The sequence below is a fragment of the Castellaniella sp. S9 genome (assembly GCF_027257175.1).
In the GTDB taxonomy this organism is placed as follows: domain Bacteria; phylum Pseudomonadota; class Gammaproteobacteria; order Burkholderiales; family Burkholderiaceae_B; genus Castellaniella.
In genome coordinates, this window is the sequence record NZ_JAPFGD010000002.1 from 299,697 (window position 1) to 320,604 (window position 20,908).

Consider the following 20,908-nt stretch of genomic DNA (forward strand, 5'->3'; position numbering starts at 1 on the left):
GAGGCCGCACCCCACTTACTTACCTGTTGTTACACTGCCGCGCTCAATGGCGTACGATCTGTCAACCATGTTTCGCGTATAGGTGTAGTCAGATTCAGAAATCAGCACAGACATGTCCTGGCCTTTGAGCGCCATGATCACTTCGATCAACCGCTTGCATAGCGTGGGCGCGACACCTTCGAATGGTTCGTCGAGGAGCAGGACCTCCTGGCCCACCAGCAGGGCGCGCGCCATAGCCACCAGTTTTTGCTGGCCGCCGCTGAGGCTGGCGGCCAGCCTCGGTGCGAATTCTGCGACTTCGGGCATAAGCTCGTAAATTTCCTGGAGCTTTTTTGCCGGGTTGTCGAGCTTTGTCGCCCAAGCGGGTAGAAGAATGTTTTCCTCAACTGAAAGATTCGCCACGAGACGGCGGTCTTCCGGCATGTATCCGACTTTGTTGTGCGCTCGCCAGAACCCTTCAAGGTCGGTGGCGACGGTCTGGTTGATCTTGATCTGGCCAGCGGTTGGCTTGAGCAAGCCCATGATGCAGCGCATCAGCGTGGTCTTGCCGGCACCGTTGCGGCCAATGAGTCCGACCATTTGGCCACGCGGGACTGACAGGCTTACATTGCGCAGAATCGGGGTGCCTTGTATGGAGGCGCTGAGGTCGCTGATTTCAATCATGACCTGTTGCGGCAATAGCCGCCTCCTGTATTTCACCGACAATGAATTTCCGGACCCGTTCATCGGATAGAACAGCCGGCGTGGCACCATCGGCAATGACTGTGCCTTCGTAGAAAGCGATGGTGCGGTTCGCGTAGCGTGAGACGATTTCCATATCGTGTTCGATGAACATGACTGCTGCCCCTGATTCCCGCACGCCCGTCATAACCGCTTCCATGAGCGCAAATTTCTCATCAATGGCTACACCGCTGGTGGGCTCGTCAAGCAGCAACAGGGCAGGCCGGGAAACCATGGCCATAGAGATATCCAGCAGTTTCCGGACCCCTTGGGCAAGCGCGCCGACCTTGGCGTCAGCATGATCGGCAATGCCGAAATTCTTGAGCACCTCCAGGCTCTGGCTTCGGGACGTGCGGTTGTCGAGGGCGTTGAAGAAACTGCTGTATCCAACATGCAGCATCGCAAAGGCGATCATCATGTTTTCCAGTACCGTCAGAGCGGGGAATAATTGCGCCACTTGAAATGAACGGCATAACCCTGCTTTGCAGACCCCTCTAGGTGGCAGACCGGTGATATCTTGTTCCTTGAACTGGATAATGCCGCTGGATGGCTTCAGGTAGCCCGACACCATATTCACGAAAGTGGTTTTACCTGCTCCGTTTGAGCCGATGATGGCAACGGTTTCTTGATCGAAGATGGAGAGATTGATATCGGATGCGGCAATGACGGCGCCGAAAGTCCGATTGAGATTGCTCACCTGCAGTATCGGGCTCATGCGAGCTCCTTTGCTGTATCGGATGTACGGCTCGAAGGAGTCGGACGTATGAGAGACCAAAGCCCCCCGGGTAGAAAACATACGATAAGGACGAGTACCGTGCCCAGTATCAGATGCCAGGCATCAGGCGCCAGTTCGAGTGCATAGGTGCGCACGGTTTCAAATACCGCCGATCCGAGGAAAGATGCCAGGACGTTGCCAGAGCCGCCCATCAGGCCGATAAAAAGAAATTCTCCGGATTGGGTCCAGTAGGCCATGTCGGGTCCGACATGGCCGTAATTCAGCGCCATGACCGCACCGCCGACAGCGGCAAGCACCGAGGCGATGACATAGTTGCCGTAGAGCACCCTGCTGGGGGAGAAACCCAGATACTCGACTCGAATTTCATTATCAGCGATCGCTCGTCCCGCGTATCCAAGAGGGGATTGGAAATAGCGGTGCATTGCATAAGCGATAGTGGCCGCCACGGCGCAGGTGATGAGATATAAAGCAAGGTTCGCCTGCTGGTGGCTTAGTTCGAAGCCAAGCAGGGTTGGTGGCACAACGTTGAAGCCGTCGGTGCTGCCGAGAGCCTGAGAGCGTGATAGCAGACCGTAGAGAATCATCGCCAATGCGAGACTGAACATGGCAAAAAAGATATCGCGGTAACGGCTCATCAGCAAGCCCAGCACACAGCCGCAGATTAGACCGACAAAGGCGGCCAGCACAATCAGACCAAGCATATCCGTGATGTTCAGCATATGGCCGCCCAGGCCGACGACATATCCACCAATGCAGTAGTACAGCCCCTGGCCAAATGACACCAGCGCGCTGCGCATCAAAACAACGACACCGACGACTACTAGCGCCTTGGCGATGACGGTGACGACAGTCGCCGAGAGCCAGTCCGGAAATACGAGGACGCCGGCGGCCAGCAGTATTGTGATGACTACGATGGCCAATGGCGTTCTATCGCTCGTTCGCATCAGATCCTCCGGGCATTGGAAAGCGCGAATAGCCCACGGGGCCGAAAAACCAGCACCAGGGCCATGACGGCATAAATCACGAAGAGCTCAGCCTCCGGGAACAAGTTGACGGCGGCGGCCCGGGACAGGCCGATCATGATGGCGCCGATCAGGGCGCCCTGGATGCTGCCAAGCCCTCCAGTGACCACCACCGCAAACGCCAATACAATGACTTCGATGCCTAGTCCTGGCGTGACCGCCGTGGCAGGAGCAATCAGTCCGCCCGCCAGCGCGCCCAGCCCGGCGCCAATGGCGAAGGTTATGGCAAACAGGCGGTTCACATTGATCCCCATGGCAATGGCCATTTCGCGATCTTCTACGATGGCGCGCAGCAGTTTGCCCCAGCGGGTGCGGTTCAGGCCCCACCATAGTGCGATGGCCACAATGGCGGCCACCAAGATCATGGCCAAGTCATAGTTGACAAAAGTAAGCGCGTCGATGTCGGTGCTTCCGAGCAGGGAATAGGGCTCGTAGGCATAGTAGGACTGCACCCCCCAAATCATCTTGATCAGATCCTCGAACATGAGCAGCAGGCCGAAAGTCACTAGCACCATCACGACCTCGTCACGGCCATGGAGAAACCGGAGCACGCCCCGTTCGACAGCCAGACCGGCCACCATGCCGGTGGCCAGTGCGCCTATGACCATGATGGCGAAGCTCCCTGCGGCAGGCGCATTGTTGAGGCTGAAATACCAGCCCACGAGTGAAGCTGATACATAGGCCCCAATTGCATAGAAGCTTCCGTGGGCCATATTCAGGATGCGCATTACGCCGTAGATAAGCGTGAGACCCGTGGCCATGATGAACAGCCACGATGCGTAGATAAAGCCATCAATAAAGATAGCCAAGAGGGTAATCATTGAAAAATTCCGCTAAGCAGAGCTTTGCCGGGCTGAGGCCGGCCCGGCAAAGTTCATGTTTTAGTCACATTTGGCGCCAGGGAAACCGGCTTCGATCCAGTCCAGGCTTTTCGTGCCTTCGGGTGCGATGACGCATTCAGGCGTGTAGCGTTTGACATTAATCAGCGTCGGTTTGCCGTCTTCGAGTTTGAATGTGCCGTAGGCGATATCAGTGGCTGCCTGATGGCCATTGTGCCGCGCCATGGCTATAGGACCGGCGGGGGTCTCGTAGGTCAGCCCGACCAATGCCTCCCGGATCTCGTCGACCGATGGGGCTTTTTGTGTGGCGGCGTAGGCTTTGTCGCCAGCGGCCTTCAGAGCCAATACGGCTTGTCCCATGTAGTACGCGGGGAAGCTGGGCTGTTCGCCGTATTTCTTTTCGTAAGCATCTCGAAACCAGTTATTGAAATCGGATTCAGGCGCCAGCACGCCGCCGTTACCGCGCACGCCGATGATGGTCCCGTCGGGAATCTGCTTGCTCAGGCTACGCATGGCCGTGCCGCCTGTGGTGAGTACGGCGGTCTGTTTCTTGAGCAGACTGCGCGGTGCGGCCTGGAGAATGAAGGCATCAAGGTCGCCGCCCCAAAAGCTGGAGTGGATGATGTCGGTCGGGTTCCGCGAGAGCGCTGTAATTTCTGCTCCGTACTGGCCTGCGAAGATTTTTGGAAATAGCGCGGTTTCGACTTGGATGTCTGGCTTCAGTTGTTGCAGAGTTTTGGTGAAGTCGCGCCACGACTCCTGGCCCCAGCCGTAGTTCTGGTTGATGCCCGATACCGCTTTGACATCTTTGTTGGTACTGAGGACGTAGCGGGCGGCGGCGATATTCTCCACGTCTTGGGAGTTCATGGTTCGGAACACATATTTTTTGGGACCTTCTTCAAAGGTCCGAACGGAACCGCAGTAGTACAAGAGCGTGAGTGTTTTGAGTTCTTCGGCTATCGGGGCGACACCCAGGCATGAGCCGGATGACGCATAGCCAATGACCGCATCAACACCTTGACGTTGAACCAGATTGCGATACTCGCTGACGGGCTCTACCGCTTCATCGACATAGGTGGGTTCGATGAGGCGTCCGCCAATGCCGATGCCGGAATAGGGAGCAGGCAGCTTGCCGGCGTTGATAGCCTCGATGATGAGGTCTGCGCCGTTGCGGGACGGGATGCCGACGGGGCCTGAAACAGGCCCGGAAAAGAACGATACCAGGCCTACCTTGAGCGGCTCGGCGGCTGACGACGTTAACGGCATGGCAACGCCAAAAGCGAAACCGACGGCCAAGACCGCCGGAAGTTGTTTCTGAATTCTCATTGGGTTCCTCTTGTGAACGTGAGCCGGTCTTGTGGCCAGCCGAGCCTCGGGTTCAGAGATGAAATACGTATCGTCAATGTCAATCGACACTTATAGAATCGATGTATACCAATATTATCCTCGTAAATCTGTTGCAAATATTGGGGTTTACGCTAGGTGTTGTCATATTTTTTCTGTCGATATTTTATGACACAATATACCTGTCAATTTTTTCTGACGGAAAATACATGGCTATATCACATTTGCTTGACCGCTTGGGTATTTCGGGAAAAAGAGGGGATTTCTACCTCGCGGCGTTAGCCCTTGGTGAGGCGTCTGTCACGGATGTGGCCAAGCATGCGGGCATCGGAAGGACCACCGCTTACGATATTTTTAGTAGTTTGATAAGAGAGGGCCTGCTCAATCAGATCGAGAAGTCGAACAAGACATATGTCGTCGCAGAGGATCCGGTGGTTTTGCTGCGTAATGCTGAGCAGCGCAGGCGGCAGGTCGAAGAAGCCTTGCCGGAGATACAGGCCATTTATAGCCACTCGCTGTTGAAGCCACGAGTTCGCTACTACTCTGGGATCGATGGTATTACTACCGTGCTCAATGAGAGCCTCAGTTGCCACTCTGGTGAGCTTTGCGGAATTCTGTCCATGGTCGAACTTCTCAATGTCCCAGGCAGGCAGTTCATGCAAGAGCACATCCAGCGCCGCATAGGTGCGGGCATCAGGCTGCGGGTTGTGCGCAGTGCGAGCGAAGAAATCGAAGAGGGGATTTGGCCTAGCTCGGTCGAAGAACTCCGGGAGGTCCGTTTTTCGCCAGTAGCCACTTCATTTACGATGACCAGCTATGTCTATGACGACAAGGTGGCTTATATTTCATCGAAGCGAGAGAATTTTGCAATGCTTATACAGAGTAAAGAATTTGCGGGTCTGCAAAAGACGCTCTTTGATTCGCTGTGGTCTGCCAGTATCCCGGAGAGCGCAGTGTAGTGCTGGGATGACAGACATGGGCGGTGAAAAGCTGGGCATCGCGCCATTGTGCGCGGAGCCCGTCCGTGCATTCCTTTATAATGATCGGCCCTGTCTCCTTAGTTAAATGGATATAACTTTCCCCTCCTAAGGGAAGATTGCAGGTTCGATTCCTGCAGGAGACGCCACATTCACTCTCGGCCGTCGTCCCGTTCCAATGCGACATGCACCGGCCGGGCGCCCAGCGCGCGCGACAGGACGTCCGGCGCAATGCGGATCAGATAGCCGCGCCGCCCCCCGTTGACGTAGATTTCGGGATATGTCATCAAGGTATCCTCGTACCACACCGGCATGCGCTTGCGCGTGGCAAAGGGCGAGGTGCCGCCCACCTGGTAGCCCGAATGGCGCTGGGCGGTATCGGGGGCGCAGGGACCGATTTTCTTGGCGCCGGTCTGGCGCGCCAGGTTCTTGGTCGAGACCTCGCAGTCGCCATGCATGATCACGATCAGCGGGCGGCCCTGCTCGTCCTCCATGATCAGCGTCTTGGCGACCTGATGGGGCGGCACGCCGAGCTGGCGCGCCGCCTCGCGGGCGCCGCCGTGATCCACATAGTCGTAGGGGTGTTCGCCGAAGGGGATGTTCTGCTGGCGCAGCCAATGGGTGGCGGGGGTTTCTGACGTATGCCGGGATTTGGACATGGGGCCGGGATGTTCTGGTTCTGAAAAAAGGACGCGAGCGGGCTCAGGCGCGCGGATGGTGCTGCGCATGCAGGGTCTTGAGGCGTTCACGCGCCACGTGGGTGTAGATCTGGGTGGTGGAAATGTCGGCATGGCCCAATAGCATCTGCACCACGCGCAGGTCGGCGCCGTGATTGAGCAGATGCGTAGCAAAGGCATGACGCAGCACGTGGGGCGACAAGGGCACGCGAATGTCGGCCTGCGCCGCATATTTGCGGATCAGCAGCCAGAAGGACTGGCGGCTCATGCCCGCCCCACGCCCCGTCACGAACAGTGCATCGCAGGGCCGTGTGCCCAGCAAGGCGGGCCGGCCCCGGGCCAGGTATTCCTGGATCCAGTACAAAGCCTCCTCGCCCAGGGGCACCAGGCGGTCCTTGCCCCCTTTCCCCATGACCACTCGCAGCACGCCCTCGTCCAGGCTGGTGTCCTGGACGGCCAGGCCGACCAGTTCGCTGACGCGCAGCCCCGTGGCATAGAGGGTTTCGATCATGGCGCGGTCGCGCAGCCCCAGCGTGCCGTTCACATCGGGCGCGGCCAGCAGCGCCTCCACCTGCGCCTCGGACAGCGTCTTGGGGAAGCGGGCCGGCTGACGGGCGCCGCGCAGGCCCAGGCAGGGATCCTGGGCGCACAGGCCGTGGCGCAGCGCCCATAAATAGTAGCGGCGCAGCGCCGCCAGCCGCCGATTGGCGGTGCTGGCCTTGCTGTGGGCATGCTGGGCCGCGAACCAGGACTGGATGTCCTCGGCGCGCGCGGATTCCGGCGGCCGCCCCGTCTGCGCATCGAGCCAGTGCGCGAAGGCGGACAGGTCGCGCCGGTAGGCCGCCAGGGTATTGTCCGCCAGGCCGTCCTCCAGCCATAGGCTGTCGAGGAAGGCGTCGATGCTGGATGGGGTGATGGTGTCGGCCATAACGCGTGCTTGATCAGGAAGGGCCCCAGGCGGCGCCGCCTGGGGCGATCTTCGCCCGTCAGCTTGCAGGCTTATGCTCGTCCTGGCAAGTCGCCGAGGGTGTCGATGTCGCGGAAAATCCCGGTGTCGTCCACAGTCACCTCATGAATCGGGTGTGCCTTGAGCAGCGTCTTGGCGCCCGTGTCGCCGCGCATCTGCGCCAGCTGGCTGAAATGGCGGCTGGCGAATCCCACGGGATTGCCCCGGCGCCCGGCCATGGCCGGCACGGCGATGCCGGCGCCGGACCGCAATGCCTGCACCAGGGCGTCGACGGTCGCAGCCGTGACGAACGGCATGTCCGCCAGCGCAATGATCAGTCCGTCGGCCGCCTGATCGGTCGCCGTCTGCGCCCCGCATGCCAGGGAATGTCCCATGCCGTCGGCCGATGCCGCGCAGGTGACGACGGCGCAGCCTTCGCCGGCCAGCACCTGGCGTAATGCGTCCGAAGACGCCGGCCCGACGACGGCAATGGCGGACGAGCACGCGGTCCGCAGGCGACGGGCGCTTTGCTGGGCCACCAGCGTACCGTCAGGCAGCGCCTGCAGCAGCTTGTCGGCCTGGCCTGCAGGGTCGAAGCGCCGCCCGTGCCCGGCCGCCAGCAGCAATCCGACGATCCCGTTCATCACAGCGCCTTGATCTTGATAATAATGGCCAATATACGGCGAAACGGCCGATGAAGCATATTCCAAAATGGCCGATCGATTAGGGTCGAAGGCATGCCGGTCATTATCAGTCTAATTGATAGATAATATCATTATATATTACTTGAGCTGATTGATGTGCGCCTGTAGACTGAATTCAACGATCAGTCAAGCAATCCCTGGCCGGATTCATCCGATTATCTCATTCTGGGCCGATATATCGCCTGAATGGAACATATGGTCGGCAATAAAGTGATTGCGAAACATATAAAAATATCGAGGCAAAGGAGGAAAGGGATGAATCCGTTGCATGCCGGCAAGCGTTTCGACAGCCTGCGTGATTGGCTTCGGCATCTGGCCGAAACAGATCGTCTGGCGACGCTGAAGGACGGCATTCCGCTACAGCACCGCCTGGCGGCGATCGCCAAACGGCTGGATGGCAGCAAGGCGGCGTATTTTCCCAAGCCGGGCGGGCATGATATCGGCATTATTTCCGGATTCATGTCAAAGCGCGCCTGGATCGCGGAAGCCATGGGGGTGCCGCAATCCGAACTGCTGGCGCGCTATCGGCGGGCGGCGGAAAACCCCCGCCCTTGGGCCGAGATCGAAAAGGACGCCCCGTGTCAGCAGATTGTGCACCGGGATGTCGACGTGCGGCGCCTGCTGCCCATCCCGACCCACAGCGAGCATGATTCCGGCCCCTACATCACCGCGGGCCTGGTGATCGCCCGCAACCCCGCGACCGGCATCCAGAATGTGTCGATCAACCGCATCCAGGTCCATGGCGAAAGGCACATGGCCTTGCTGATGCTGCCGCGCCATCTGCATGCCTTCTACAAGGCGGCCGAAGACGCCGGCCAGGCCTTGCCCATCGCCATCGTCATCGGGGTGGACCCGCTGACGCTGCTGGCCTCCCAGGCCATTACGCCGATCGATCACGACGAGCTCGAGATCGCCAGCGCCCTGCACGCCGACCCTTTGCAGGTCGTGAAATGCCTCAGCAATGATGTGCGGGTGCCCGCGCATTCGGAAATCGTCATCGAAGGCCGCATATTGCCCATGGAGCGCCACATGGAGGGGCCTTTCGGCGAATTCCCGAAATACTACAGCGAGAAAGAGCATCGCGAGGTCATCGAGGTCGACCTGATCACGCACCGGGAACGGCCGATCTACCACACCATCGTGCCGGCCGAGATGGAGCATCTGCTGCTGGGGGGCATCCCCCGGGAGGCGACCTTGCTGGGCCATCTGCAAGCCAGCCATCCGCAAGTCCAGGACGTGCATCTGTCGGTGGGCGGCGTCTGCCGCTATCACTTGTACATCAGGCTGCGCAAGACCCATGAGGGCCTGCCGAAGAACGTGATCCTGGCCGCGTTCGGCGCCCATTACGACATCAAGCACGTGGTGGTGGTGGATGAGGATGTCGACGTGCATGATCCGCAACAGGTGGAGTGGGCGGTGGCCACCCGTTTTCAGGCCAGCCGGGACCTGGTGGTGGTTCACGGCGCCCAGGGATCCGTGCTGGATCCGTCGACGACGCTCTACGCGCGATCGCAGGGGGAAGGCGCCGACGATGCCACGGTTCAGGGTCTCAGCGCCAAAATGGGCCTGGATGCCACGCGCCCCGTGCATTACGAGGGGCATGTATTCACCAAGGTCAGAATTCCGGGCGAGCAGGACATCGATCTCGACGAGGTGATATCCCCGAATGCCTGTTTCGATGTCGATCGGCTATAGGCGGCCGGGTTGCCGTCCATATGCCACTGACCTTTTTCAGCAGAGCGCCTCGCTTATCGGCCACTATTCGCCCCACCGCTGCAAAACTCGAAACCCGATGAAAGCATAGAAGGCAGCCATAATGAGAAAGCTTTTGAATCCGCTCTCGATATTTGCGATCCTCTGGTCTTGTTTCCAGATCTACGTGGTTTATGGAACTCCGCTGGACCTGATGGTGGCGGTCCCGATCCACGTCATGTTCGCGGCAGTCCTGGTGTTTCTCAGCAAGCCCTTGATCAAGAACCCGGATTCCAGGTATTACTCCAGCGCGCGATGGCTCGATATTGCCAGCGTGCTGATCTGCATCGGCATCGCCGCGTACTTTTATATAGAGCAGGGCCGTATCACCACCCGCATCGCGGGCGTGGATCCCGTCACGCCGGGTGATTTCGTGGTCGGCGTGCTCACCGTCATTCTCGTCGTCGAGGCGACGCGGCGGCTGCTGGGCAGGGGCCTGACCTTTGTGATCCTGGCGTTTCTGGTCTATCAGTTCAGCGGTACGGCGATGCGCGGCATTCCTGGCATCAGCGCCGTGGCGCATGGCGGCGAATTGACGGCGTCGTTCTTCAGGCGATTTCTGGAGCTGCAGACGCTCCAGAATGAAGGCATATTCGGGATTCCCAGCATCGTGTCCTATACGCAGGTGATGTATTTCCTGCTGTTTGGCGCGTTCCTGGAAACGTTCGGCGGCGGAAAACTGTTCATTGATCTGGCGACTTTGCTGGTTGGGCGTTTTCGCGGCGGCATGGCTAAGGTCGCGGTCATCGGGTCCACCATGTTCGGCGCCATCAGCGGCAGTGCGACGGCCAATGCGGCGATCGTCGGCAATTTTACGATCCCGGCCATGCGCAAGTCGGGCCTGAGCGCGGAGGAGGCCGCCGCCGTCGAGGCGGCAGCCTCGACGGGCGGGCAGATCATGCCGCCCGTCATGGGGGCTGCCGCCTTCCTGATCGCCCAGTTCATGGGGGAATCCTATCGGAATATCGCGATCGCCGCGATCATTCCGGCGCTGCTGTATTACGCGGCGCTTTTCTTCGTCATCGACAGCAGCGCCAAGAAGCACAATATCAAGGGTGTTTCTGCAGCGGCGCTGAATGTGACCTGGCGGTCCACCTTTTTGCGGCTTTATCTATTCATTCCAGTGGTGTCGCTGGTCTACGATATATTCGCCGGCAGGTCTCTCAGCTCGTCCACCTTGCGCGCTGTTGCGCTGACGATCATCCTGGCCTATCTGACCAGGCTGTATGAAAAGACCCGTAATGGCCAGGGCTTTTTCCGCAGTGTGGGCACGACCGCGCGCGATATCGTCGTCGATTCCATCCTGGCGCTGGAAAGCGGCGGACGGGCCGCGGTGACGGTTGCAATCCCCTGCGCCGGCGCGGGCATTATCGTGGGCGTTGCCTCCATGACCAACCTGGGCCTGACTTTCGGGGGGTTCATGCTGGCCATATCCGGCGGCTATCTGATCCCGTCCCTGCTGATCGTCATGGTGATGGTCATCATCATGGGCATGGGCATGCCCACCACGGCGGCCTATATCATGGGATCCATCCTGGCCGTGCCGGCGCTGCAGATCCTGGATCTGCCCCTGATTTCCATCCATTTCTTCGTGCTGTATTTCGCCGTGCTGTCCATGGTGACGCCCCCCGTGGCGCTGGCGACGTTCGTCGCGGCCGGCATCGCGGGGGCGGACGTCTGGAAAACCGGGTGGATCGCGCTGAGAAACAGCTTTGCGGGCTTTCTGGTGGCGTTCGCCCTGGTCCGCAGTCCCGCCCTGCTGCTGGAAGGTCCGGTGCACATCATCATCCTGCACAGTCTCGTGACCTTGGCCAGCTGCTACATCATGGCCGTGTGTTTTTCGGGATTTTGGCGTACGCATAATTCAAAGCTGGAAAACGTCCTGATGCTTTCAATCGGGATTTCGTTCTTGTCTTTCGATGCCGTGTATGTGGGCATCGGGCTGGCCATACTGGCGATCGTATGGCTTAGCCAAGGGGCTCGTGTCCGAAAACTTGCCTGAAGCCCCTTCGGTCCGCTCGCCCGGCAAGGGGATTCAGAAACCGAGCGACCCGGATTGGAAGGTCGCTGATGCAATACAGCCCTCGAGGCCATAACCAAGGAGTAGACATGTCTAATTTGAATTCCCGCAGAACCGTGATCAAGCTGATCGGTCTCGGTGCATTGAATGCCGCATATGGCATCCCCGCGGCATGGGCCGCGGCAGCGGAAGGCGCAAAGATGGTCACGGACCCCGCCCATATCCGGTTTGCCACGGCCGGCACCGGCAGCGGCTGGTATGCCATGGGCGGCGCTTTCAGGAACGTGCTGTTGAAGGGCCTGCCGAACGGGTCGAGCGTCGAGGTCATGAGCACGCCCATGGCGATTGCCAACACCTTTCTGGTTTCCCGCGGCGATGCCGACGTCGGCCTGAATTTCCCGCCCGTCGTGGCCTGGGCCGAGCAGGGCGTTGGCCCCTTCAAGGAGCCGATCAGCAATATCCGGGGCTTGCTGGGCGGCCTGGATCAGTATTGGCAGCGCGTCACGGTCAGGAACGGCTACGAGCTTGAGAAACTATCCGACATCAAGGAGAAAAAGCTTCCGGTCCGGATCGGCACCGGTCCCGACGGCAGCCTGAACGAGTACATGGCCCGCCTGATCCTCGAGGCCAATGGCATCACCTACGACGATATCAAGGGATATGGCGGCAACGTCGTGCGCTCTGGTCTCAGCGTCATTACCGACCTGTTCCAGGATAACCGCCTCGATATGGTGATGGGGATCACCACGCCCGGGCATCCCAATACCGCACAACTGTCGATTGCGCCCGGCCAGCGCTTCCTCGGACTGCAGGACCATGCCATTGAATACCTGAAGAAATACGGGTTCTCCGAGGCCACGATGCCGGCCGGCATGTTCGAGAAGCAGGATTACCCCGTGAAGGGCGTCGGCTGGAGCACGGGCATCTATGCCTCCAGCGCCATGTCCGATGACGAGGCCTATTCCATCTGCAAATCCATTCTGGCGGGCATCGACGAACTCAAAGGCAGCCTCGCGTCCATGAAGGATTGGACGCCGCAGATTGCATCGGACCCGCAGCGGATCGGCGGGACCATTCACCCCGGTGCCGAGGCCTATTTCAAGGAAGCCGGCCTGCGGTAGAGCCGCCATACGGGCCCAGGATTGCCGGCGCACGCTTGAACCGGCTTGAAGCGCCCCCCTGTAAAACACCGGGGCAGTGTGGTTCACAAGGAGAGAGACAACATGAAAACGAGACTATGTTTGACGCTTGCGACCAGCGCGGTCATTGGCTTGGCTGTTGCGCAGCCGGCCGCGGCCAAGCTCGGCAGTTGCGACGACCCCATCGTCCTGGGAACGACTTTATCCGAAAGCGGCGTCTTTTCGACCCTGGCGGATCGCTGGCGCAACATGACCAAGATTTTTGCCGAGGAGGTCAACAAGCGCGGCGGCATACCGGTCAAGGATTGCAACAAGAACCTGCCCATTGAATTCGTCATCTATGACGACCAGAGCGTGCCCGCGACGGCCGTCAGCCTGTATGAACGCCTGGTGTCGGTCGACAAGGTGGATTTCCTGGTGGGACCCGACTGGTCGTCCATCGGGGGGCCTGTGCCGGCGGTGGCGGAACGCCACAAGGTGCCCATCGTGATGGCGAATGTGGCGACGCCGTCCATTTACGAGCGCGGGTTCAAGTACGTCTGGGGTACGCCCGCGCCGGTGGTGCCGCGCTGGTCGGAGCGTTACTTCGACATGCTCAAGAACGTCGATCCAAAGCCCAAGACCATTTACTTCGTCACCGAGGACAATCCGGTGATGAAAGGCATCACCACGGTCTGGAGCAAGAAGGTCGAGGAACAGGGCCTGGAGGTCGTCGGTTCGGAAATGTTCTCCAGCACCCAGAAGGACTTTACGGCGGTCCTTGCAAAAATTCGTTCGCAGAAACCCGACATCATTTACATCAGCTCTTTTGACGGGGCTTCCGTGCCGCTCGTCCAGCAAATGGCGCAAATGCAGATCAAGGCGATGGACATCCATCACACCATGCTGACGGGCTCGCTCGAGCGCCAGGTCGGCGCGGATATCGAGGGATGGACCGGCGAACTGGTCTGGTACCAGGGGGTCAAAGGGGACTACAGCGACCTGATCGACACGGTGCTCGAGCGCTCCAATGTGGATATGTTCGACTACATCTGGACCCTGGCGCGGCTGAATTCGTACCTGGTCATGATGCAGGCGGTTGAAAAAGCCGGCGCGGTCGATCGCGAGAAGGTCAAGGCGGCCCTGTATCGCGGCACCTTCAAGTCCCCCGCGGGCGATATTGTCTTTGACGAAAACGGCTTCCCCAACACAGGCGCCTTTACGATCCAATTGCAGGACGGCAAGGCGGTCGTGGTCTGGCCCAAGGATGTCGCCACGGCACAGTTGCGCTGGCCTGCGACGGCGTCCAAGTGAGCGACTGGGACATGGTCTGGCCGCCGGCTCCCCGGCGGCGGGCCGGCACAAGGAGGCGGCATTGATTGAGGTCTTTCTGCAAGTCCTGATTGGCGGGGTCATGTTGGGCGGGCTGTATGCGCTCGTTGCATTCGGCTTGTCGCTGACCTATGGGGTGGTGCACATCCTGGATTTCGCGCACGGCACCTTGCTGGCCGTCATCGGCGTCATCGCCAGCCTGCTGTACCTGGCGGGTCTCAATCCCCTATGGATCGCGCTCATCCTGGTGCCTTGCGCATTCGCCTATGGTGGCGCCTTCTACTTCACATTGCTGCGCCCGCTGGGCGCCCGGCGCCCGTTCGAATCGACCGTCGGGACGGTGCTGGTGACAGTGGGCGCTCTGCTGATCCTCAGCGACGTCACCTCGGTCCTGGCGGGGGCGACGCCCAAGAACATCCCGATTCGCCTGGGGGTGTACATCATCGGCGATGTGGTCATCCCGCGCATGCAGTTGGCCATCCTCCTGGCAACGGCGTTGCTGACGCTTGCCATCCACCTGGTGCTGACGCGCACGTGGTTCGGCCGCGCCATCCGCGCGGTGACGCAGGAACAGGTGGCGGCCCAATTGTGTGGCGTGCGCAGCGTCTGGCTGCGCACCATGACTTTTGCATTCGGCGCCGGCACGGTCGCCATCGCGGCCGTGCTGTATGTGCTGACTTATCCGGTGGATCCCTACATGGGCTTCGGCCTGACCGTCAAGGCGTTCACCATCATCATCCTCGGCGGCATCGGCAATCTGCCCGGCGCATTGGTGGCCGGCATCCTGCTGGGCGTCGCCGAGGGCATGACCGGGCTGTACTGGGACACACAGTGGGCTCCTGCCATTAGCGTGGTCTTGCTGCTGGTCATCCTGGTCGTGCGTCCGCAAGGCTTTTCGAGGAAGACAGCGTGACGAATCCAGCAAATCTGTCGCATGACGACAAGCCGGACGCGCCGGTCCATGCGGGGCTGCAGCCGTTCGTCTATGGATCGCTGGCCGTTTTGGTCATTGCCGCACTGGCGGCGATGCCGCATTTCGCCAGCCCCTACATGGTCACCTTCGTCTTCACGGTGCTGATCGCCTATACGCTGGCGCAAAGCTGGGATTGGGTGGCTGGCGAGATGGGCTATATCAATCTGGGCCATTATTGTTTTTATGGCGTGGGCGCCTACGCATTTTCCCTAGCCCTGGCTTCACATACCACACCGGTGCTGGCGTTGATCTGGGCCGTACTGTTCACCGCCGCGGTGGCGGTCGTCCTGGCTTTCCCGCTGTTTCGCCTCAGGGGGGATTATTTCGCCTTTGCGACGCTTGCATTATTGCCGCTGGCGGAGATCCTGGCCTATAACCTGTCATCGATCACCCATGGGGCCGACGGCGTCATGCTGCCTGCCCACAATGTCCGCGACCTGACCTTTGTTCTTGCCGTGGTTCTGTCGGCGCTGGCGTTTCTGGCTTCCGTGCTGCTGGATCGGTCGCGTTTCGTCTATACCTTGCGCGGCATCCGCAATGACGAGCTCGTGCTCGAGACCATGGGCGGGCGCATCCAGTCGGCAAAAACAAGGATCCTGGTATTGAGTTCCGGCTTTGCGGCGCTGGCTGGCGCCTTGCAGGCCTGGCAACTCAGCTATATCGATCCGCCGACCGTTTTTGGACTGGACGTCGCCCTGATTCCGATCGCCATGGCCCTGCTCGGTGGCTCGGGCCTGCTCTGGGGGCCGCTGGTGGGTGTGCTGGTGCTGGCCATCATCCAGCAGTGGCTGTTGATTAACGTCACGATGTTCAATGCCACCGTGTATGGTGCCATCATCCTGTTCATCGGTCGCTACATGCCGGGCGGCATCTTGCGCGCAGGCTGGGCACGGGCGCTGGGCGCGGCGTATCGCCGGCGCACGGGCGGCACGGCGACTAGGGGTGTTGCCCCCGACGGGCCGGACGAGGTCCATGGCGCGGCGGTCGCCATCACCAGCCTGCCCCTGGTGCCACAGGCGGCCGACCGCCAGGCCGTGGTCCTGGATTGTCAAAAGGTGACCAAGGCCTTTGGTGGCAACATCGCGGTGGATGCACTGGACCTGCGTGTGCACCAGGGCGAGATCGTCGGGCTCATCGGCGGCAACGGGTCCGGCAAGACCACCCTGTTCAATTGCATCTCGAAGGTGTTCGAGCCGACCAGCGGCGGAATCGTCCTGTTTGGCGAGGACATCCGGTCCCTGCGCCGCGATCAGATTGCGCGGATCGGCGTGGGCCGCACGTATCAGATCCCCCGGCCTTTCGGCGACCTGACCGTCGACGAGAACGTCGCCATTCCGCTGATGTATCAGGATCCGCGACTGCGGCCGTCCGCCGCCTTGGCGCAGGCGCGGGCCTTTCTGGATTATGCCGGCCTGTCGGCGCGCATCGGTTCCCTGGCAGAGGGCCTGTCGCTGCAGGAAAAAAAGGCGCTCGAACTCGCGCGCGCATTGGCGTGCCGCCCCAGGCTGCTGCTGGTCGACGAGGTGGCCTCGGGCCTGACGCCGGCCGAGGTGGCCCGCTTTACCCGGCATATCCGCGACATGCGCGACGAACTGGGGATGACGGTGATCTGGATCGAGCATATTTTTTCGGCGCTGGCGCAGGTGGTGGACCGGGTGGTGGTGCTGGATCATGGCCGCCTGATCGCCGATGGCCCGCTGGCGGAGATCGTGCGCGACGAGCGTGTCATCAACGCCTATCTGGGCAGTGCTCATGCGGAGGACGGCCATGCTGGAGCTTGAGCGCATTGCGGTGGACTACGGGCACGTCCGTGCCTTGTGGGATGTCAGCCTCGAGGTCAAGCTCGGCCAGCGGGCCGCCTTGCTGGGTGCCAATGGCGCCGGCAAGTCGACCACCATGGGCGCCATTTGCGGGCTGCTGCCGCTTGCGGCGGGCACAGTCCGTTTCCAGGGGCGCGAACTGCATCGGCATTCCACGGTCGAGACGGTCGCGGCGGGGATTGCCCTGGTACCCGAGGGCCGACGGCTGTTCCCCGCCATGAGCGTGCACGAGAATCTGTTGATGGGCGCCTATTCGCCGCAGGCCAGGGCGCACATCGATGACAGCCTTCGCCAAGTGCATGAGCTTTTCCCTATCCTGAAGGAAAAATCGCGCCAGAGCGCCGGCGAGCTGAGCGGCGGCCAGCAGCAGCAAGTGGCCATCGGCCGGGCGCTCATGTCGCGTCCCCAAGTGCTGCTGCTGGACGAGCCTTTCATCGGTGTAGCGCCGCTGGTCGTGCGGGAAATCATCGAAACCCTGGTCGAAATCTCGGCTCGCGGCGTCATGATGCTGCTGGTGGAACAGAACGTGCACCGCGCCTTCGAGTTCGCGGAGTACGCCTACGTGATCGAGAACGGCCGCACGGTCCTGGAGGGCTCTCGAGAGCAGATCCTGGGCGATGCGCAATTCAACGAAAAGTTCCTCGGACTGGCCTGAGGGCGCCTGCATGGAGACTGAAATGGAAACAGATCCCGGACGAACCGAACCGGTGCTGAGCGGCAAGGTCGCCATCGTGACCGGTGCGGCGCAGGGCATCGGCGCCGAATATGCCTTGATGCTGGGCGCGCATGGCGCCGCCGTGCTGGTGGCCGATGTGCTGGACGGCGGCGATGTCGTGGCGCGGATACGCGCCGCTGGCGGCCGTGCCCAGTACCAGCATACCGACGTCACGGATGCGGCCTCGGTCGAGGCCATGGCCCAGGCCGCCTTGCAGTCCTTCGGGCGCATCGACATCCTGATCAATAACGCGGCGCTGTTCGGCCACCTGACGCCCAAGCCGTTCGAGCAGATCGACAGCCATGAGTGGGACCACCTCATGGCCGTCAATGTGCGCGGTGCGTTCGAGTGCGCGAAGGCGGTGTTGCCGGCCATGCGCAGGCAGCGCTACGGCAAGATCGTCAACATTGCTTCTGGAACGGCGTTCAAGGGCACGCCCATGCTGCTGCACTACGTGACGTCCAAGGGTGCGATCCTGTCGCTCACGCGGGCGCTGGCCCGCGAGGTCGGCGTCCATGGCATTCGCGTCAATACGCTGGCCCCGGGCCTGACCCGCAGCGCCAATGTCATCGACAACCCGGCCTGGCAGGGCAAGGTCTCTGAAAACAACGTCGCCAGCCGCGCCATCCAGCGCGACGCCTTGCCGCAGGATCTGACCGGCACCTTGCTGTACCTGGTGTCGCCCGCCAGCGACTTTGTGACGGGGCAGGCGTTGGTGGTCGACGGTGGTTCGGTCATGCATTGAATGAGGGTTGAAACAGTATGACGATGCTTTTGAAGGTGAATAACCTGATTGACGGCCAGTGGCAACCGGCCGGCGACGGGCGCACGGGACAGCGCAGAAATCCGGCCGATGGCAGCCTGGTGGGCGAGTTCGCCGACGGCGGCCAGGCCGATGCCGATGCTGCTATTGCGGCAGCGCGGCGGGCGTTCGAGCGTCCCGAATGGGCCCAGAGCCCGCGCTTGCGCCAGCTGGTCATGCTGCGTTGGGCGGATCGTATCGAGGCGCAAGGCGAGGAACTCGCCCGCCTGCTGACCCTCGAGAATGGCAAGCCGCTGGCGGAATCCCGCGGCGAGATTCGCGGCAGCGTCTCGGAAATCCGCTATTACGCCGGCGTAGCGCGCTATATCCCGGGACAGATGCTGGAGGTGGCGCCTGGCGTGTTTTCCAGCCAGCTCAAGGAGCCGGCGGGCGTGGCCGGCATCATCGTGCCCTGGAATGCGCCGGCCATCCTGCTGATTCGTTCGCTGGCCCCCGCCCTGGCGGCGGGCTGCACCGCCGTGGTCAAGCCAGCGCCGCAAACCGCGCTGCTGTCGGCCGCCCTCATGCGTGCCTTGCAGGACGATGAGCAACTGCCCGGCGGCGTGGTGAACTTCGTGTCCGAGCAAGGTCATGCTGTAGCCCAGCGCCTGGTCGAGTCCCCACAAGTCGATGTCATCAGTTTCACCGGCTCGAACGCCACGGGCCAGCGCATCATGGCGGCGGCCGCCCCGACGATGAAGAAACTTTCTTTGGAACTGGGTGGCAAGTCCAGTTGCCTGGTGTTCGACGACGTGGATGTGGACGCCGTGGCGACCCAGCTCGCGGCCGCCGCCATGATCATCGCCGGGCAGCAGTGTACAGCCGCACGGCGGGTGCTGGTGCACGCCTCGCGTTTTGACGCCATGAAAAAATCCCTGGCGCGGGCCCTCGCGGCCATGCGGATGGGCAATGGGCTGGCGGATGGCGTGCAGTATGGCCCCTTGATCGATGAACAGGCGCGGGACCGCGTCGCCGCCAGCGTCGAGGAGGTGCTGCAAACGGCGGACGAGGTGATTCTGCGCGGGGGGCGCCCTCGGGATGGGTTCCAGCACGGTTGCTTCATGCTGCCGACCTTGGTTGCGCATCGGGATACCGGTGCCAGCTTCATTCAGGAGGAAATTTTTGGCCCCCTGGTGGTGATCGAGCGTTTCGAGGACGAGCGCGAAGCCGTGCAGCGCGCCAATCATACCGTCTACGGCTTGTCCGCCAGCGTGTGGACGCGCGACGGGGCGCGAGCTTGGCGCGTGGCCCGTGCGCTACGCGACGGAACGGTTTGGATCAATGACCACAATCAGCTCTTTGCCGAGGCCGCGACAGGCGGCTATCGGCGCAGCGGCCTGGGCCGCCTGCACGGTTATGACGCCCTTGCCGACTTTACCGAGATCAAGCACATCTGTCAGAGCGCCGGCGTGGTCGACGGCACGTCGACCGCGATCTCCTGAGAGATGGCCCGCATGAAGTCGTACGTTTGCGGCGCGGGCTCTTTCGGGGCGCCCGCGCCGATCTGCATCGATTGCAGATGCTGCGTCAATAATTCGATAAAGGCCGAGGTCGCCTGATTCAGCGGGTGGCGGGGATGGGTCACGCACACGACACGGCGGGTCAGTGTCGGTTCGACGATGCGATGGGTTTGCAGGCGTGGGCTCCAGGGCTGCCCGCTCAAGGTGATGCCCGGCAGGATGGTCGCCAACTGCGTATGGCTGACCAGATTCAGGATCGATGTGACCGAATCGGACTCGATGGTCGGCGACAGGTTGATGTCCGCCCCCTGGGCGTAGTACTCCATGATGCCGCGCAGGCCATGATGCCGCGTGAGCAGGGCGAGCTCCAGCGTGTCGACGATGCGCAAGGGGACGACGTCGGGCAGGGCGCGCCGATGATCGACGCTGGTGATCAGCACCATGTCCTCGTCGGTGATGACCTCCATGTCCAGGCCCAAGGGGCGGGTCGGTTTGTTGATGATGGCGGCGTCCAGCCGGCCGCCGGCCACCCAATCCGCCAATATGGCGCTATAGCCGTCGGCAATCGTCACATTGACCTTGGGGTGCTGGCTCTTGAATTCCAGCAGGGTGTTGGCAAGGACCCCATGGGCGATGGACGCGATCATGCCGACATTGATGTGGCCGCGCAGTTCCCCTTTGGTGCGCAGCAGCTGTTCGCGTGCATGCGTCAGGTCGCGCATGATGGGGGAAAACAGCTGGTACATCTGGCGGCCCGCCGTCGTCGGCTGCATCCCGCGCGGACTGCGTTTGAAGAGCTTCTGGTCGAGTTCCTCTTCGAGCCGCGCGATCTGCATGCTGAGCGCGGGTTGAACGATATTCAGCCGTTTGGCCGCCCGGGTCACGGTGCCTTCCTCGAACAAGCAGAGAAAATACTGAATCTGGCGTAACTCCATCATCGTCCCCCTTTGC

General features: G+C 61.2%; 19 protein-coding genes and 1 tRNA gene. 11 read left to right on the forward strand and 9 right to left on the reverse strand.

What is annotated here, in order from left to right; translation table 11 throughout:
* Positions 1-15: 15 nt before the first annotated feature.
* From OOZ48_RS04130 to OOZ48_RS04150, 5 genes are read right to left on the reverse strand one after another with little or no spacing between them, the layout of a single operon-like run.
* Positions 16-663: an ABC transporter ATP-binding protein gene (locus OOZ48_RS04130; protein WP_269495940.1), complete on the reverse strand. Its 648-nt coding sequence runs from the start codon at positions 661-663 to the stop codon at positions 16-18.
* A complete protein-coding gene (locus OOZ48_RS04135; RefSeq protein ID WP_269495941.1) occupies positions 656-1,435 on the reverse strand; it encodes an ABC transporter ATP-binding protein in 780 nt (259 codons plus the stop codon). The genes OOZ48_RS04130 and OOZ48_RS04135 overlap by 8 nt, the downstream gene beginning before the upstream one ends.
* The gene (locus OOZ48_RS04140; protein ID WP_269495942.1) at positions 1,432-2,400 is read right to left on the reverse strand and encodes a branched-chain amino acid ABC transporter permease; all 969 of its coding nucleotides are present in this window, start codon (positions 2,398-2,400) and stop codon (positions 1,432-1,434) included. The genes OOZ48_RS04135 and OOZ48_RS04140 overlap by 4 nt, the downstream gene beginning before the upstream one ends.
* Positions 2,400-3,299 (reverse strand): branched-chain amino acid ABC transporter permease, encoded by a 900-nt coding sequence (locus OOZ48_RS04145; protein WP_269495943.1) that lies wholly within the window; start codon positions 3,297-3,299, stop codon positions 2,400-2,402. The genes OOZ48_RS04140 and OOZ48_RS04145 overlap by 1 nt, the downstream gene beginning before the upstream one ends.
* Before the next feature lie 60 nt (positions 3,300-3,359).
* Positions 3,360-4,643: an ABC transporter substrate-binding protein gene (locus tag OOZ48_RS04150; RefSeq protein WP_269495944.1), complete on the reverse strand. Its 1,284-nt coding sequence runs from the start codon at positions 4,641-4,643 to the stop codon at positions 3,360-3,362.
* Between the two features lie 101 nt (positions 4,644-4,744).
* Here OOZ48_RS04150 and OOZ48_RS04155 point away from each other — a divergent pair, with 101 nt between their 5' ends.
* Together OOZ48_RS04155 and OOZ48_RS04160 are read left to right on the forward strand one after the other, a co-directional pair.
* Positions 4,745-5,620, forward strand: coding sequence for a TrmB family transcriptional regulator (locus OOZ48_RS04155; protein ID WP_269495946.1), 876 nt, complete (start codon positions 4,745-4,747; stop codon positions 5,618-5,620).
* A gap of 92 nt (positions 5,621-5,712) precedes the next feature.
* Positions 5,713-5,787 (forward strand) — tRNA-Arg (locus tag OOZ48_RS04160).
* A 3-nt stretch (positions 5,788-5,790) separates the two neighbouring features.
* Here OOZ48_RS04160 and OOZ48_RS04165 read toward each other — a convergent pair.
* The 3 genes from OOZ48_RS04165 to OOZ48_RS04175 form a co-directional block, all read right to left on the reverse strand.
* A complete protein-coding gene (locus tag OOZ48_RS04165; RefSeq protein WP_269495947.1) occupies positions 5,791-6,297 on the reverse strand; it encodes an aminoacyl-tRNA deacylase in 507 nt (168 codons plus the stop codon).
* A gap of 43 nt (positions 6,298-6,340) precedes the next feature.
* Complete coding sequence (gene xerD, locus OOZ48_RS04170) at positions 6,341-7,243, reverse strand: site-specific tyrosine recombinase XerD (RefSeq protein ID WP_269495948.1); 903 nt, start codon at positions 7,241-7,243, stop codon at positions 6,341-6,343.
* A gap of 71 nt (positions 7,244-7,314) precedes the next feature.
* Positions 7,315-7,905 (reverse strand): nucleotidyltransferase family protein, encoded by a 591-nt coding sequence (locus OOZ48_RS04175; protein ID WP_269495950.1) that lies wholly within the window; start codon positions 7,903-7,905, stop codon positions 7,315-7,317.
* Between the two features lie 315 nt (positions 7,906-8,220).
* Between OOZ48_RS04175 and OOZ48_RS04180 the strand changes: the two genes are divergently transcribed.
* The 9 genes from OOZ48_RS04180 to OOZ48_RS04220 all read left to right on the forward strand — a co-directional run bounded on the left by OOZ48_RS04180 (position 8,221) and on the right by OOZ48_RS04220 (position 19,939).
* On the forward strand, positions 8,221-9,660 hold the full coding sequence (locus OOZ48_RS04180; RefSeq protein ID WP_269495951.1) for a UbiD family decarboxylase: 1,440 nt from the start codon (positions 8,221-8,223) through the stop codon (positions 9,658-9,660).
* Positions 9,661-9,781: 121 nt separating this feature from the next.
* Entirely contained in the window at positions 9,782-11,719 is a 1,938-nt protein-coding gene (locus OOZ48_RS04185; RefSeq protein ID WP_269495952.1) for a TRAP transporter permease, read from the forward strand.
* A 107-nt stretch (positions 11,720-11,826) separates the two neighbouring features.
* On the forward strand, positions 11,827-12,858 hold the full coding sequence (locus OOZ48_RS04190) for a TAXI family TRAP transporter solute-binding subunit (RefSeq protein ID WP_269495953.1): 1,032 nt from the start codon (positions 11,827-11,829) through the stop codon (positions 12,856-12,858).
* 102 nt (positions 12,859-12,960) lie between these two features.
* Positions 12,961-14,169 carry an amino acid ABC transporter substrate-binding protein gene (locus tag OOZ48_RS04195; protein WP_269495954.1) on the forward strand — a complete coding sequence of 403 codons (1,209 nt, stop codon included), beginning with the start codon at positions 12,961-12,963 and terminating at the stop codon, positions 14,167-14,169.
* A gap of 61 nt (positions 14,170-14,230) precedes the next feature.
* Entirely contained in the window at positions 14,231-15,100 is an 870-nt protein-coding gene (locus OOZ48_RS04200) for a branched-chain amino acid ABC transporter permease (RefSeq protein ID WP_269495955.1), read from the forward strand.
* A complete protein-coding gene (locus OOZ48_RS04205; RefSeq protein ID WP_269495956.1) occupies positions 15,097-16,941 on the forward strand; it encodes a branched-chain amino acid ABC transporter ATP-binding protein/permease in 1,845 nt (614 codons plus the stop codon). The genes OOZ48_RS04200 and OOZ48_RS04205 overlap by 4 nt, the downstream gene beginning before the upstream one ends.
* Positions 16,928-17,635: an ABC transporter ATP-binding protein gene (locus tag OOZ48_RS04210; RefSeq protein ID WP_269495957.1), complete on the forward strand. Its 708-nt coding sequence runs from the start codon at positions 16,928-16,930 to the stop codon at positions 17,633-17,635. The genes OOZ48_RS04205 and OOZ48_RS04210 overlap by 14 nt, the downstream gene beginning before the upstream one ends.
* Before the next feature lie 22 nt (positions 17,636-17,657).
* The gene (locus OOZ48_RS04215) at positions 17,658-18,440 is read left to right on the forward strand and encodes an SDR family NAD(P)-dependent oxidoreductase (protein ID WP_269495958.1); all 783 of its coding nucleotides are present in this window, start codon (positions 17,658-17,660) and stop codon (positions 18,438-18,440) included.
* Positions 18,441-18,463: 23 nt separating this feature from the next.
* On the forward strand, positions 18,464-19,939 hold the full coding sequence (locus OOZ48_RS04220; RefSeq protein ID WP_442867534.1) for an aldehyde dehydrogenase family protein: 1,476 nt from the start codon (positions 18,464-18,466) through the stop codon (positions 19,937-19,939).
* Here the strand turns inward: OOZ48_RS04220 and OOZ48_RS04225 are convergent.
* Entirely contained in the window at positions 19,894-20,895 is a 1,002-nt protein-coding gene (locus tag OOZ48_RS04225) for a LysR family transcriptional regulator (RefSeq protein WP_269495960.1), read from the reverse strand. The genes OOZ48_RS04220 and OOZ48_RS04225 overlap by 46 nt on opposite strands.
* Between the last annotated feature and the right edge of the window lie 13 nt (positions 20,896-20,908).